Source organism: Natronorubrum aibiense (assembly GCF_009392895.1).
GTDB classification, from domain to species: domain Archaea; phylum Halobacteriota; class Halobacteria; order Halobacteriales; family Natrialbaceae; genus Natronorubrum; species Natronorubrum aibiense.
The window spans coordinates 80,128-93,283 of record NZ_CP045488.1 but is presented as its reverse complement, the minus strand read 5'-3'; the positions used below and the strand labels follow the sequence as shown (position 1 = coordinate 93,283).

Annotated in this window: 14 protein-coding genes and 1 tRNA gene; 9 read left to right on the top strand and 6 right to left on the bottom strand. The window is 61.5% G+C overall.

The window, feature by feature from the left end; all coding sequences use genetic code 11:
* The first annotated feature begins 97 nt into the window (after positions 1–97).
* The 5 genes from GCU68_RS00495 (at position 98) to GCU68_RS00475 (ending at position 4,102) form a co-directional block, all read left to right on the top strand.
* Positions 98–295 (top strand): hypothetical protein, encoded by a 198-nt coding sequence (locus tag GCU68_RS00495; protein WP_152938521.1) that lies wholly within the window; start codon positions 98–100, stop codon positions 293–295.
* Positions 292–1,092, top strand: coding sequence for a cytochrome c oxidase subunit II (locus GCU68_RS00490; RefSeq protein WP_152938520.1), 801 nt, complete (start codon positions 292–294; stop codon positions 1,090–1,092). The genes GCU68_RS00495 and GCU68_RS00490 overlap by 4 nt, the downstream gene beginning before the upstream one ends.
* Entirely contained in the window at positions 1,085–2,872 is a 1,788-nt protein-coding gene (locus GCU68_RS00485) for a b(o/a)3-type cytochrome-c oxidase subunit 1 (protein WP_152938519.1), read from the top strand. Before GCU68_RS00490 ends, GCU68_RS00485 begins: the two co-directional genes overlap by 8 nt.
* Positions 2,872–3,093 (top strand): CbaC protein, encoded by a 222-nt coding sequence (locus tag GCU68_RS00480; protein WP_152938518.1) that lies wholly within the window; start codon positions 2,872–2,874, stop codon positions 3,091–3,093. Before GCU68_RS00485 ends, GCU68_RS00480 begins: the two co-directional genes overlap by 1 nt.
* 184 nt (positions 3,094–3,277) lie before the next feature.
* Positions 3,278–4,102: a nucleoside phosphorylase gene (locus GCU68_RS00475; RefSeq protein WP_152938517.1), complete on the top strand. Its 825-nt coding sequence runs from the start codon at positions 3,278–3,280 to the stop codon at positions 4,100–4,102.
* 8 nt (positions 4,103–4,110) lie between these two features.
* On the opposite strand, the gene GCU68_RS00470 is transcribed toward GCU68_RS00475, so the two are convergent.
* The 4 genes from GCU68_RS00470 to GCU68_RS21155 form a co-directional block, all read right to left on the bottom strand.
* Positions 4,111–4,875, bottom strand: coding sequence for a mechanosensitive ion channel family protein (locus GCU68_RS00470; protein ID WP_152938516.1), 765 nt, complete (start codon positions 4,873–4,875; stop codon positions 4,111–4,113).
* 1 nt (position 4,876) lies between these two features.
* Entirely contained in the window at positions 4,877–5,689 is an 813-nt protein-coding gene (gene dacZ, locus GCU68_RS00465) for a diadenylate cyclase DacZ (RefSeq protein ID WP_152938515.1), read from the bottom strand.
* Positions 5,690–6,083: 394 nt separating this feature from the next.
* A tRNA-Leu gene (locus tag GCU68_RS00460) sits at positions 6,084–6,168 on the bottom strand.
* A gap of 47 nt (positions 6,169–6,215) precedes the next feature.
* Complete coding sequence (locus GCU68_RS21155) at positions 6,216–6,389, bottom strand: hypothetical protein (protein WP_012943626.1); 174 nt, start codon at positions 6,387–6,389, stop codon at positions 6,216–6,218.
* Positions 6,390–6,650: 261 nt separating this feature from the next.
* Between GCU68_RS21155 and GCU68_RS00455 the strand changes: the two genes are divergently transcribed.
* Positions 6,651–6,959, top strand: a complete 309-nt coding sequence (locus GCU68_RS00455) for a transcription initiation factor IIB family protein (RefSeq protein ID WP_152938514.1) — start codon at positions 6,651–6,653, stop codon at positions 6,957–6,959.
* A 123-nt stretch (positions 6,960–7,082) separates the two neighbouring features.
* Here the strand turns inward: GCU68_RS00455 and GCU68_RS00450 are convergent, their stop codons facing one another.
* A complete protein-coding gene (locus tag GCU68_RS00450; protein ID WP_152938513.1) occupies positions 7,083–7,580 on the bottom strand; it encodes a phosphopantetheine adenylyltransferase in 498 nt (165 codons plus the stop codon).
* 150 nt (positions 7,581–7,730) lie between these two features.
* Here GCU68_RS00450 and GCU68_RS00445 point away from each other — a divergent pair, with 150 nt between their 5' ends.
* From GCU68_RS00445 to GCU68_RS00435, 3 genes are all read left to right on the top strand, one after another.
* On the top strand, positions 7,731–9,986 hold the full coding sequence (locus GCU68_RS00445; protein ID WP_152938512.1) for an NADP-dependent malic enzyme: 2,256 nt from the start codon (positions 7,731–7,733) through the stop codon (positions 9,984–9,986).
* Positions 9,987–10,112: 126 nt separating this feature from the next.
* Positions 10,113–11,534: an outer membrane protein assembly factor BamB family protein gene (locus GCU68_RS00440; RefSeq protein ID WP_152938511.1), complete on the top strand. Its 1,422-nt coding sequence runs from the start codon at positions 10,113–10,115 to the stop codon at positions 11,532–11,534.
* 86 nt (positions 11,535–11,620) lie between these two features.
* Positions 11,621–11,992: a 30S ribosomal protein S8e gene (locus GCU68_RS00435; protein ID WP_152938510.1), complete on the top strand. Its 372-nt coding sequence runs from the start codon at positions 11,621–11,623 to the stop codon at positions 11,990–11,992.
* A 139-nt stretch (positions 11,993–12,131) separates the two neighbouring features.
* Here the strand turns inward: GCU68_RS00435 and GCU68_RS00430 are convergent, their stop codons facing one another.
* Positions 12,132–13,127 carry a phosphate uptake regulator PhoU gene (locus tag GCU68_RS00430; RefSeq protein ID WP_152938509.1) on the bottom strand — a complete coding sequence of 332 codons (996 nt, stop codon included), beginning with the start codon at positions 13,125–13,127 and terminating at the stop codon, positions 12,132–12,134.
* Between the last annotated feature and the right edge of the window lie 29 nt (positions 13,128–13,156).

The window sequence follows — 13,156 nt, the reverse complement described above, 5'->3', positions numbered from 1 at the left end:
TGGCGTATCAGCGACGAAATTGCATAATACCCCCTGCCGTTCCTATCTGCTGGGAATGAGTCTAGACGTTAAGCAATGACTGTCCTAACACGAGCGTATGAGTCAGGCGACAGAAGAGCCAGAGCAACTACAGGAGATCGGACACGATGAGTACGATCCGGTTGGGACACTCGCACTGATCGGGTTGTACTTCCTCATCCTGGTGTTGCTGTGGTTTTTCATGTACTTCGTCGAATTCCTCGGGAATGATCCGACGGTAATCGGCGCTGTACTGACGGTGGGGGAGATGCTATGAAAATTCATGCATACGAGAAATTGTGGCTCGTCGCTGCACTCTTGTTGATTGTTGGGTTCATCGCAACGATCACGTACGGGTCAGTGGGGCTTGGAATCGCGATGCTCGATGACAGCGAAGAAACCATCGAACCAAAAGAGCTCAACGACGACGAGCGCTTCGGCGAACCACGCGTCGAGCAGGTCGGTGAAAACGAGTACGAAGCCTACGTCGTTGCTCAGACGTTCATCTTCCAGCCCGATCCGATCGAAGTACCTGCAAATAGCGAAGTCACCTTCTACGTAACTAGCCGGGACGTGATCCACGGCTTCGCCGTTCCCGGCACGAACATCAACGCGATGGTCATCCCCGGTGAGGTGTCGAAGATGACCGTCGAGTTCGACGAGCCCGACGAGTACGGAATTGTCTGCAACGAATACTGTGGCGACTTCCACCACACGATGGAAGGGCAACTCAACGTCGTTCCCGAAGATGAGTTCGACATGACCGAACTCGAGGCCGAGGCCGACGACGAGGTCGAACTCGGCAACGAGACGACAATCACCGCCACCGTCGAAAACGGCGCGCTCGACGACCTCGAGACGACGGCGACATTCGAAATCGGCAACCAGACGGTCGAAGAGGACATCACCGTCTCTGGGCAGGATTCCGAGGAAGTGACCTTTACCGTCGACTCGACCGAACTCGGTGAAGGTGACCACGACTGGACAGTGACGGTCGACGACTACGAAGAGAGCGGGACGCTCACCGTGGTCGAAGATCTCGAAGAAGAAAACGGAGGCAACAACGATGAGTAACGCGTATATCGACAAGTTCCCTGCGGAAGCGAAAGTTGTCAAGACGGTATTCTTCAGTTCCTTCCTCGCGCTCGCGCTTGGAGGCGTGTTCGGGATCATTCAGACGCTTCACCGAACGGACGTCTATCGGTTTATCGATCCGGCGGATTACTACACCGTCCTCACTGCTCACGGTGTGTTCATGGTGATTACGTTCACGATCTTCTTCCTCGTGGGCGTGTTCACGTGGGCTGTGACGACGAGTCTCGACAGGGGCGTCGAGGATATCCGGTTCACTTGGAGTTGGGTCGCTCTGATGTCGATCGGGACGGTGATGGCCGGTGTGGCCATTCTCGCCGGATTCGTCGACTCGATCGACATGAGCGCTTCAGTGCTGTTTACGTTCTACGCACCGTTGCAGGCCCATCCGCTGTTTTACCTCGGTCTGGTCCTGTTCGTCGTCGGCACGTGGGTCGCCGGCGCTGACTGGTTCCGTTCCTGGTGGGCATGGAAGAAAGAGAACCCTGACGAGCGGATTCCGCTCCCGACGTTCATGGTGTTGACGACGATGCTCATGTGGTACATCGCCACGATGGGCGTTGCTACGTCGATCCTCGTCTTCTTGCTGCCGTGGTCGCTCGGCTGGATCGAGACCGTCAATCCGCTGCTTACCAGAACGCTGTTCTGGTTCTTCGGTCACCCAGTCGTGTACTTCTGGCTGATGCCGGCGTACCTGCTGTGGTACACGATGCTCCCGAAGTTCGCCGGTGGCAAACTGTTCAGTGACCCGCTGGCTCGCGTCGGGTTTGTCCTGTTCCTGTTGCTGTCGACGCCAGTCGGGATCCACCACCAGTATCTCGACCCCGGCATCGCAGAAGGGTTCAAGTTCATCGCGATGACGAACACGATGTTCCTGTTGTTGCCCAGCCTGCTGACAGCGTTTACCGTCGTCGCCAGCATGGAACACGGTGCCCGCCAGCGCGGCGGCACGGGCTACTTCGGGTGGCTCAGAGCCCTCCCGTGGCGTGATCCCGTTTTCGCCGGGATGGCACTCGCTGGCCTGCTTTTCGCCGCTGCCGGCTTCTCGGGCATGGTCAACGCCGGGATGAACATCAACTACCTCGTCCACAACTCCCTGTGGGTCGTCGGTCACTTCCACCTCACCGTCGGCACTGCTGTCGCGCTGACGTTCATGGCCGTTTCCTACTGGTTCATCCCACAGGTGACGGGCAAGGAGCTCTGGAACCGCTCGGTCGCACTGGTTCAGGTCGTCCTCTGGTTCATCGGGATGACGTTCATGACGAACTCGATGCACCGCGCCGGGCTGATCGGCATGCCCCGCCGGACGGCCGAACCGCAGTACACCGGCTTCGAGTTCGAAACCGCAGTCGGCTCCGTCGGTGAACTCAACGGCCAGATTGCGCTGGGTGGCGTGTTGCTCACCCTCTCACTCGTGTTGTTCTTCGCCAACATCATCGGAACGACACTCAACGGCCGAAGCACGAACCTTCCGGACAACGGCTACGCCGAAGCACTGTCCGGCTCCGACGACGCACCGAAGGTGCTCGACAACCTCAAACTCTGGACCGCGATTGCGGTCGTACTCGTGGTCTTCGCGTACTCGCTCCCACTGCTGAGTATCATCGAGCGCGGTGGCCTCTTCGGCCCCGATATCAACCCGTTCCCGGTTAGCCTCGAGTCGGTGCGGTTCCTCGCCTTTGCCGTCGACCACCTCGGAACCGCCGCACTCGAGTCGGCCGGCGACCTCGCACACACTGCGCTCTCGGGGGTGATGAACTAATGCGCATCTCGAAAGCCGGACTGTTGGTCGTGCTGGCGTTTCTCGCACCCGTCCTCGTCGAGTTACGGACGGTGCTCGCCTGGGCGAACATCGAGTTAGGCGTCCTCGAGACGGTCGCACTTGGTAGCGTCATTATCGCCGCGATCCTCGTCTGGGCGTTCCTGCCCGAAGGCGGTGACGACGAGGCGTCCGACCGCGACGTGTCGAACTCGGACCTGTAACCGCTCGAGCCCACGGCGGGCTCGTCGCCGTGGATCGGACTCGCAGAACCGATCGGTGAGAGTACTTTTTTTGGCGTGTCCGTCACAGACGAGTGCGAACGATTCAACCCTCGAGGCCGTCGGTCGTCGCGAACGGTGAGAGCCTGCAGTTATATACCGTGACGGATCGAATCGCCGCTACTCGATGACCGGCGACAGCGAAAACCCGAACGCAGACGTACAGTACCATCTCGAGGTCGGTCCCGACGACGTCGCAGAGACCGTTCTCCTTCCGGGCAATCCCGACCGTATACCGACGATCGTCGCCCACTGGGACGACTACGAAATACAGGCCCACCATCGTGAGTATCGAACGGCGACGGGCACGTACGAGGGAACGCCGATCTCGGTGACGTCGACCGGGATCGGGAGTCCGTCAGCGGCGATCGCCGTCGAAGAACTTGCTCGTGTCGGCTGTGAGACGTTCATCCGCGTCGGCTCCTGCGGGGCGATCCAGCCCGAGATGGCCGTCGGAGATCTAGTTATCACGACTGGCGCAGTTCGTCAGGAGGGGACCAGCGACGAATACGTTCGAGAGGACTACCCCGCCACGGCTGACCACGAAGTCGTCAGTGCGCTCGTTGCGGCGGCCGAACGACTCGGCTACGACTACCACACCGGCGTTACGATGAGCGCAGACTCGTTTTACGCAGGTCAGGGCCGACCCGGATTCGAGGGATTCGAAGCCGCCGGGTCGGCCGACCTCGTCGACCAACTCAAAGCCGCGAACGTCAAAAACATCGAGATGGAGGCAAGCGCGATCCTGACGCTTGCAAGCGTCTACGGGCTCCGTGCGGGTGCCGTCTGTACCGTCTACGCTAACCGCGAAACCGGCGAGTTCCGAACCGAAGGCGAGTCACGCGCCGCCGAAACCGCGACGCTTGCGACACAGCTGCTCGCGAAAATGGACGCCGTCAAGCGCGACGCCGGCGTGGATCGCTGGCACGCCGGCCTCTCGCTCGAGGAGTAGTCCCTCGCCTACTCTCGAATCCGAACGATACCGTTCTCGAACACTTTCCGGTTCGGCACGATGTACTCCTCGGAATCGTCTTCGATCTTCGTCACGAACAGATCGACTTCCTGAACGATCCCCGTCTGGTCGCCAACGCGGACTCGATCACCGATCCCGTAGGGCTGATTGAGCAGCAGGTAGATCCCGGCTGCACTCGAGACGAGGAACTCCTTGAACGCGACGGTGCCGACGACGATGATCCCGACGGCGTACACCGTAAGCAGGATCAACAGCGCCAGTACGTGCACACCGATCTGGCCCAGCGAAATGATGAACGCCACGTACAGCACGGAGTATTTGATCAGTTTCGGTAGAATCGAGACCTCGGGGAGTTTGACGCCACGGAGATACTCGCCGACGACAAGTTCCGCCTTGTCGGCGATGATAAAGCCCAGAATAAGCACGAGAACGGCGATAAATACTTGAGGGATAAACTCAGTTACGCGCAGCCAGAAGGCATCGGTATCGAGCAACTGGGCGATGTGAATCGCCGTCAGTACGGCGATGCCGTAGATGAACCACGAACTCAGTCGGGCGACGATCTTGACCGTCGACGTCCCGATCGACTGAGCGGTCCGCTCGAACGGCGTTCCCTCGACGGCTTCGGGAACCCCAGACGCGGACAGGAGTTCCTCGTTGAGTCGCCCGACCAGATAGCCGACGACGAGTCCGAGCACCAACACCGCTGCCGCGATGACGGCCGGTTCGTCGATGAGGGTCTGCCAGTTCATATCAGTACGCCTCCGGATCGACCTCCAGAATGAGCTCGCCGGCTTTGAACGCCCGAACGAGGCCATCGCTTTCGGAGAGCACGATCGTGATCGCGTTCGTATCACGCGTGATCGCCCCGCCGGCCATGTGGCGTGCGCCCAGCCCTTTCGGGATGTCGACCCCTTCGGCGGACGGCTCGAGGTATCGGTACGCCGAGACGATCTTGCCCGCATCGGAGATGATGAATGCGCCGTCGAGTCGGGAGAACTCCTTCAGCATGACGTTCACGATCGGATCGCCGACGTGAACGTGGGATTTCTCGAAGGGGTTGTACGATAGCGGCCGGGACTTGTTCATCACCTTCCCCGCATCACCGACGACGAACAGTGCGCCCACGGGCTTGCCTTTCTGGCCTTTCTTCCCGAGTTCGATCGCTAGTTCGAGGACTGCCTTGACCACTTCCGGCTCCGCACGGGACTTGACGAACAGATCGTAGATTCCCGTGTGCGTTTCGGCGTCCGCACGGACTCGTGAGACTGTATCGATTCCGTCACTGAAGACGCTCGTCGCACAGACGAGTTCGTCACCGTCTTCGATCAATCCCTGTTCTAAGGCGCCCTCGAGGCCGAATCGGATTCGGTCTCGGATGTCGTCGAATGCGAGTGGCAACTCGACGAACGTCTCCGCGCCGACGGTGTTTTCCGTTCCGATGACGATCAGATCGAGATCCTCGATGTCCGCGAAGCGCTCGTAGTACGAGCCGCTCGGCGAAAAGAGGACGACCGCATCGACACTCCGATAGAGATCCCCGAACACGTCGTCTAACCCGGCCATTAATCATACAAGCTGTGGCCGCGCGAATAAGCGTTGTGGAGCGTCTGACGCGTATCTGCTTTCTCTGTGCCGTTCAGTGCGCGGGACCGGATTCGAACTGAAATAAGAAATGCTCGCTCCAGTTTGTCGCTGCGCGTTCCTTGCAGGGCTCGACTCGGTTCTGCTCCTTCGCTCTCCATTCGCTCACGCGCGGGATCGGATTACGAACCGGAGGAAACCTCACTTCGTTCGGTTTCCAGGGCTCGAACCGCTGACCGAAGTCTCCGCTCACGATGTTGTTCGCGGAGAATGCGCGAGACCGGATTCGAACCACGAGAACGTCGCTTCGCTCGTTCTCTGGGCCACGAATCCAGCCGACAAGTGCTGTCGCTCGCGGGTTTACTCGCGACAGCAATGCGCGGGACCGGATTCGAACCGGCGGACCCCTACGGGACAGCGTCCTAAGCGCTGCGCCGTTGGCCTGGCTTGGCTACCCGCGCTCGTATCCGAAGTTTTCACGAGCCGAGTAAGTACCTGTCGGTCCGCGTCAGCGCTGTTTCACGGGCTCCTCCGGAGACCAATCCGGCGGCACGATAAACGTCACGTGCTCCGAATCGCGAAGCTGGTGGAGCTCCGCCGCTTGTTCGGCCAGCGAACGATCCCGATACGGCATCTCGAGGCCGCAGCCGGTACAGACGAGTTTGCAGGTGGGTTCTTTCATGGACGGACGCTGTCGTGATCCGAAACCGGCCGACGGGCGTCACTTCGACTGTTGGTGGGTCACGGCTTTAGTAGTCGTGTCCTAGTGAAATCGCCGGTGAACGGCCGATTTAGCTAGCCGTTCGTATCGACCCGTTGTCCCCACGTAGTACCGTATTGGAGAACACGGTCTTCGACACGCACATCTCTTCGTTCGATACCTGACAGCACTGCGAGACGATCAACCCCGTGAGTTTATCCATACCGGAACGATAGGCCGTGTATGCACAGCGCCCGGGACCGAATCGAGTACGAACAGTGGCTCGAGGAACTCGAGGTTGTCGCCGAGCGACTCGAATTATCGACTGAGGCGCGGTCGTGTGCGATAGACCTCTTTCTTGCCGATGTCCCCGAAGACGACCGGTCGAAACGAGCAGTGCTCGCGGCGAGTGTGTACGCCGGGTCGCTCGTCGCCGGCGACGGTCGAACACAGGGGACAGTTGCCGAGGCCGCCGACGTATCGCGGCTCTCGATCCAGTCGCGCTGGAAGGACCTGCTCGAGCAGGCCGGACTCGAGCCACCACGCTGGTAGATCCGACTGTTTCAGTCGATTTCTCACCGCAGTGGTAGGCTGTGACAAGGTAAGGAGACGATACGAAACTGAAACCGTCGACAACTGGGGTTTGGCGGTTCGACTGGCGTCGCTTTCGATTCGTTAGGCGTCGTCTGTATCCTCGGTGTCGTCACTCTCGTCCTCGAGGACAGTTCCGTGTTCGTCGATCTCGCCGTGGACGATTCGAGTACTCGAGATGATGTCGCCGTCGTCGGCAAGCATGTGCGGAACGACGACGACGTCGAGCGGATCGTAGCCCCGTTCGCGTCGAATCTCGTTGATCCGCTTGCCACCGTCGCGGGTTTCGGGTGAGACGACCAGATAGTCGAACTGCGGCTCGGTCGCGATACCCGTCGGTTCGTCGAGCCGTCGGATCTCGAACTCGCGGTCCTGTTCGGCGGCGAGTGGCTCGAGTTCGTCCTCGAGCCGTGCTTTGCGTTCGTCGAACGATCTCACGCGCCGTTCGACGTGTCGTGTCTTCGGTGCGAGGTCGTCACTTGTCAGTCCCACAGTCACGTCCCCGAGTTCGAACGCCCGTTCGAACAGCCGGCGATGGCCATCGTGGACGGGGTCGAACGTCCCACCAAGCGCGACGTCCATATCCCACCACACTTGTGCGGTGCGTATAAAACGGTCGAATCCGGGACTCGACTGAGCGGGGGGTGACGTGGTTCAGGGCACCCGTACATTCGACGATTGACGAATGTCACCTTCACATTGTTTTTAGTAGTCCCACACAGTGTCCCCGGTATGGGACTAGACGAGGATTCACTGGAATACCATCGCACGGATCCACCAGGAAAGATCGAGATTTCGACCACGAAACCGACGAATACGCAGCGTGACCTCTCGCTTGCATACTCACCCGGCGTCGCTGCGCCGTGTTTAGAGATCGACGAAGACGAGACCGATGCCTACACCTATACTGCCAAGGGCAATCTCGTCGGCGTCGTCTCGAACGGATCTGCGGTCCTCGGACTCGGAGATATCGGTGCGCAGGCTTCCAAGCCGGTCATGGAGGGGAAAGGCGTCCTGTTCAAGCGCTTCGCCGACATCGATGTCTTCGATATCGAACTCGACGAGGCCGACCCCGACAAACTCGTCGAGGCCGTCAAGATGATGGAACCGACGTTCGGCGGCGTCAATCTCGAGGACATCAAAGCCCCCGAGTGTTTCACCGTCGAGGAACGCCTGCGCGAAGAACTCGACATCCCGGTTTTCCACGACGACCAACACGGCACCGCGATCATCTCCGGTGCGGCGCTGTTGAACGCCGCCGACATCGCGGGCAAGAATCTCGAGGACCTCGAGATCACCTTCTCCGGTGCCGGAGCGAGCGCGATCGCGACGGCCCGGTTCTACGTCTCGCTCGGGTGTAAGAAAGAGAACATCACGATGTGTGACTCCTCGGGGATCATCACCGAAGAGCGCGCGAAATCGGGTGATGTCAACGAGTACAAACAGCAGTTCGCCCGTGACGTCCCCGAGGGCAGTCTCGCGGACGCGATGGAAGGGGCCGACGTCTTCGTCGGCCTCTCGGCCGGCGGCATCGTCAGCCAAGAGATGGTCGCCTCGATGGGCGACAACCCGATCATCTTCGCGATGGCCAACCCCGATCCGGAGATCGGCTACGAGGAGGCCAAAGCGGCCCGCGACGACGACGTCATCATGGCGACCGGCCGCTCTGACTACCCGAACCAGGTCAACAACGTCCTCGGGTTCCCCTTCATCTTCCGTGGCGCACTCGACGTGCGCGCGACCGAGATCAACGAGGAGATGAAAGTCGCCTGCGCTGAAGCGCTGGCCGATCTCGCACGTCAGGACGTTCCCGACGCGGTCGTCAAGGCCTACGGCGATGACCCACTGCAGTACGGCCCCGATTACATCATCCCGAAGCCGGTCGACCCCCGTGTGCTCTTCCGCGTCGCCCCATCGATCGCCGAAGCTGCGATGGAATCCGGCGCAGCTCGGACCGAGATCGACCTCGAGGCCTACGAGGAGGAACTCGAGGCTCGCCTCGGCAAATCCCGGGAGATGATGCGCGTCGTCCTCAACAAGGCGAAAAGCGACCCCAAGACGGTCGCGCTCGCGGAGGGCGAAAATGAGAAGATGATCCGCGCGGCCTACCAGATCCAAGAGCAGGGCATCGCGCTGCCGGTCCTCATCGGCGACGAGAGCGAGATTCGGCAGACGGCGGCGAACCTCGGACTCGACTTCGATCCGCAGGTTGCGGACCCATCCGCCGGCGACTACGAGGCCTACGCCGACCGCCTGCACGAACTCCGTTCGCGAAAGGGCATCACGCGGACCGAAGCGGGCGAACTCATCGAACGCGACTCGAACTACTTCGGGAGCGTGATGGTCGAACAGGGCGACGCTGACGCGCTCCTGACCGGACTGTCCCATCACTACCCCTCGGCGCTGCGTCCGCCACTGCAGGTGATCGGCACCGACGAGGATGTCGATTACGCCGCTGGCGTCTACATGCTCACGTTCAAGAATCGCGTGATTTTCGTGGCCGACGCGACGGTCAATCAGGATCCCGACGAGGAAGTCCTCGCGGAAGTCACGAAGCAGACGGGGAAACTCGCCCGCCGGTTCAACGTCGAACCGCGCGCTGCGTTGCTGTCGTACTCGAACTTCGGCAGCGTCGACAACGAAGGCACCCGCAAGCCGCGCAAGGCTGCGGCCATGCTACAGGACGACCCCGAGATTGACTTCCCCGTCGACGGCGAAATGCAGGCCGACACGGCCGTCGTCGAGGATATCCTCGAGGGCACGTACGGCTTCTCCGAACTCGAGGAGCCGGCGAACGTGCTCGTCTTCCCGAACCTCGAGTCGGGCAACATCGGCTACAAGCTGCTCCAGCGACTCGGCGGTGCGGACGCCATCGGCCCGATGCTGGTCGGTATGGACAAGCCGGTGCACGTCCTCCAGCGTGGCGACGAGGTCAAAGACATCGTCAACCTGGCGGGTGTGGCAGTCGTCGACGCCCAGAAGGAGTAAGAAACAGAGCCCCGAACGGCGACGAGACTCCCCGTCACCACCACACTTGACGGCCCTGACCCAGCGGTCGGTGTCCGATTGGGAGCCCTATGTTTTTGGCACCCGAACACCTCGCCTAGAGAGCACATGCAGCCGACGAAGCAGTCCGGCACGGCCGGGCGCACTCGAGAACCGAACGCGATGCCATCCCGACGACAGCTCCTCCGACTGACTGGCGCAGGTACGGTCACTGGGCTCGCCGGCTGTGTCGAGTTGCCGAGAGCGGACGTCGAGAGTGTTGCCCCAGTTACCACGACCTGTACCGATGTGGACCCGGTCGACTCCGTCTCCGAGTACGCGACCCATCCTGACGACGACGTGTCGCTGTTCCAGCGCGGACTGCGTCGGCTCGGCTACTACCCCGACGAAGTCGTGCCGGCGTCGGTGCGCGTTGACTGGTCGTTCCCGATCAACCGTGTCGGCCATACCGCGGCCAAAGCCAGTCCCGTGCCGACGCCCGATGGGGAGACGATCGTTTTCGCGGGCGACGATGGCCGAGTCTACGCGCGTGCGCCAACGGGCGAGCAACGCTGGTCGGTCCAGACCGACGCGACGGGCCTTGGATTTCACGGCTCGGCAGCTATCGTCGACGGCACCGCCTACATCGGCGGCTACGACGGCGACCTCTACGCACTCGATATCGAGACCGGCAACATGGTCTGGCGAACCCGATCGGCCGATCTCGAGGGGACGCTCGCGATCGGGTCGAGTCCCGCCTACTACGACGGGGTACTATACGTCATCGCCGAGTACGGCTCGCCATCCTCCGGGGCGCTGTGGGCGATCGATCCCGAGACCGGCGAGCCGATCTGGAGCGACGACCGCGTGTGGGGCCAGGCTCATCCGTCGCCGACGATCGACCTCGAGACCGGACGGATCCTCGCCGGGTCGAACGACGGCGTCGTCTACTGCTGGGAGTTCCCATCGCTCGAGTTCGCGTGGTCGTTCCAGGCCGATGCGAACGGCGAGGAACGGGAAGGCGGCGCGTTCCGCGCCGGTGCCGAGATCAAAGGCACCGTCGCCGCCCACGACGGGTTCGGGTACGTCGGGAGCTGGGACGACACCTTCTATTGTCTCGACCTTGAGGACGGCACGCTCGAGTGGGCGTTCGAGACCGACGGCTCGATCATGTCGAATCCAGCCGTCGACGTCGACGCGGACGTCGTCTACATGGGAAGCGACGACGACTACGTCTACGCACTCGAGGCCGATTCCGGCGACGAACTGTGGTCGGCGAACGTCGGCGGTCGCGTCATCGGCGCACTGACCGTTACTGCGGGGACGGTGCTCGTCGGCTCGTACGATTCGTCTCTGTACGCGCTCGATAAGGAGACCGGCGACCGGTGTTGGCGGGTCGAAAACCGGGGCCGCGTCACGAGCGCCCCAGTGCCCGTCGATGGGCGGATCTATTATGCGGAACGAGGTGTGTTTTCGAACTACTACGACGACGACCGGGAGACGAGACTCCAAGAACCGGGTCACGCGTACTGTCTGGTCGAAGGGGAGTAGTTCGCGCCGAGAGCATCCCAACGCGCCTGCTCGCCGGAAAAGCGCATAGCAGTGCATTCAAGTATACGCCAGCAATTTGATCGAGTATGCAAGACCAGGGACGCTCTACGCGAAAGCGAACCGGTGGCCGACTGAAGAACGTACGCAAACGCCGTAAAGACGAACTCGGTCGCCTGCCAACCGAAACGCAGGTCGGCGAACCACGCTTCCGCGTCGTCGACGCCCGCGGCAACAGCACGAAAGTTCGCGCGCTCGCCACGAACGTCGCGAGCGTCAACAAAGGCGGCGAGACGGTGTCGGCAGACATCGAAGACGTCGTCGAGAACGACGCCAACCCGAACTACGTTCGCCGAAACATCATCACGAAAGGCGCCGTCATCGAGACGTCCGAAGGACAGGCACGCGTCACGTCCCGTCCCGGCCAGACCGGACAGGTCAACGCCGTTCTCCTCGAGTAACACTGCAGACAATCGAGCTCCTGCCGTTTTCAGCCCCCTAGCGACCGCGTTTCGGTCCTCGAATCCACCTCACGACTGCCCACGCGTAACTCCGTGGCGTATGAGAGAAGACGACGCCGTTACGCCGAGTGGCTAACGGCTACGGCCGCGGGGCGGCCTTCTGGAGCGCCGTCTCGGCGATGTTCCCGCCGTAGTCGGCACTGCGGGAGAGCGAGTCGACGATCAGGCCGAGCGACTGGGCCTGCACGGGATCGAGTTCGCGGAGCATGTCGTCGATCATCCGGGTGTGCTCGTCGATCTCGAGGACGGCCTCGCGGGCGGCGTGTCCCAGTCGGTTCGCCTCCTCGGTGTCGTCGGCGACCAGCGCGTCCATCGATTTTTCGAGCACGTCCGAGGCGTCCGCGTGCAGATCGATGAGGGCGTCGGCGACGGCCTCGGGAATGTCGTCGAGTTTGAGCGCGAGGTTGCTGATCTTGGCCGCGTGGTCGGCAACCCGTTCGAGTTGGCGGGCGCTCGAGTGGTAGTCGAAGCAGTCCTCTCTGGGGACGCCGAGTTCCTCGGCCGCACGGGGGGATCGAAGCGTCGCACGGAAAATCCGCGAAACGACCAGCCAGAGCCGGTCGACGTCGTCGTCGCGGTCGATGACGTCCGCGGCAATGTCATCGTCGTTTTCGCTCAGCGCGATGACGGCGTCCTCGAGCATCGAACTGGCGATCAGCCGCATCCGCGAGACGGCGTTGACGATCGACAGCTCCGAGGAGTCGAGGAGGTCCTGGATCACGACGGTGTCGGTCGTCTCCGAGAGCACTTCGACGCCGACGAGGCTCTGCGTCGCGTTCCGGATCGCACTGCGCTGGTCGGTCGTAATGCGGCTGGCTTCGAGTCGGATGATGTCGAAGCCGCTGACGTACATCGTCATCACGGCTCGAGTGAGTCGTTCGCCCTCGAGATCCGTAATCTCGAGCGTTCCCTCCTGCCGATCGGATTCGCGCTGTGGCGTCAACAGCAGCGAATCTGACTCGGGGTAGAACTCCACGATCGTCCCGGCACTGACGTCGTTCGCAGTCGCCCAGGATTTCGGGAGCGAAACGGTATACGTAGAGCCACCCGTTACCTGAACCTTTCGCGTCTCCATATCGCTTGATTTCGAGTGGACATTCATAA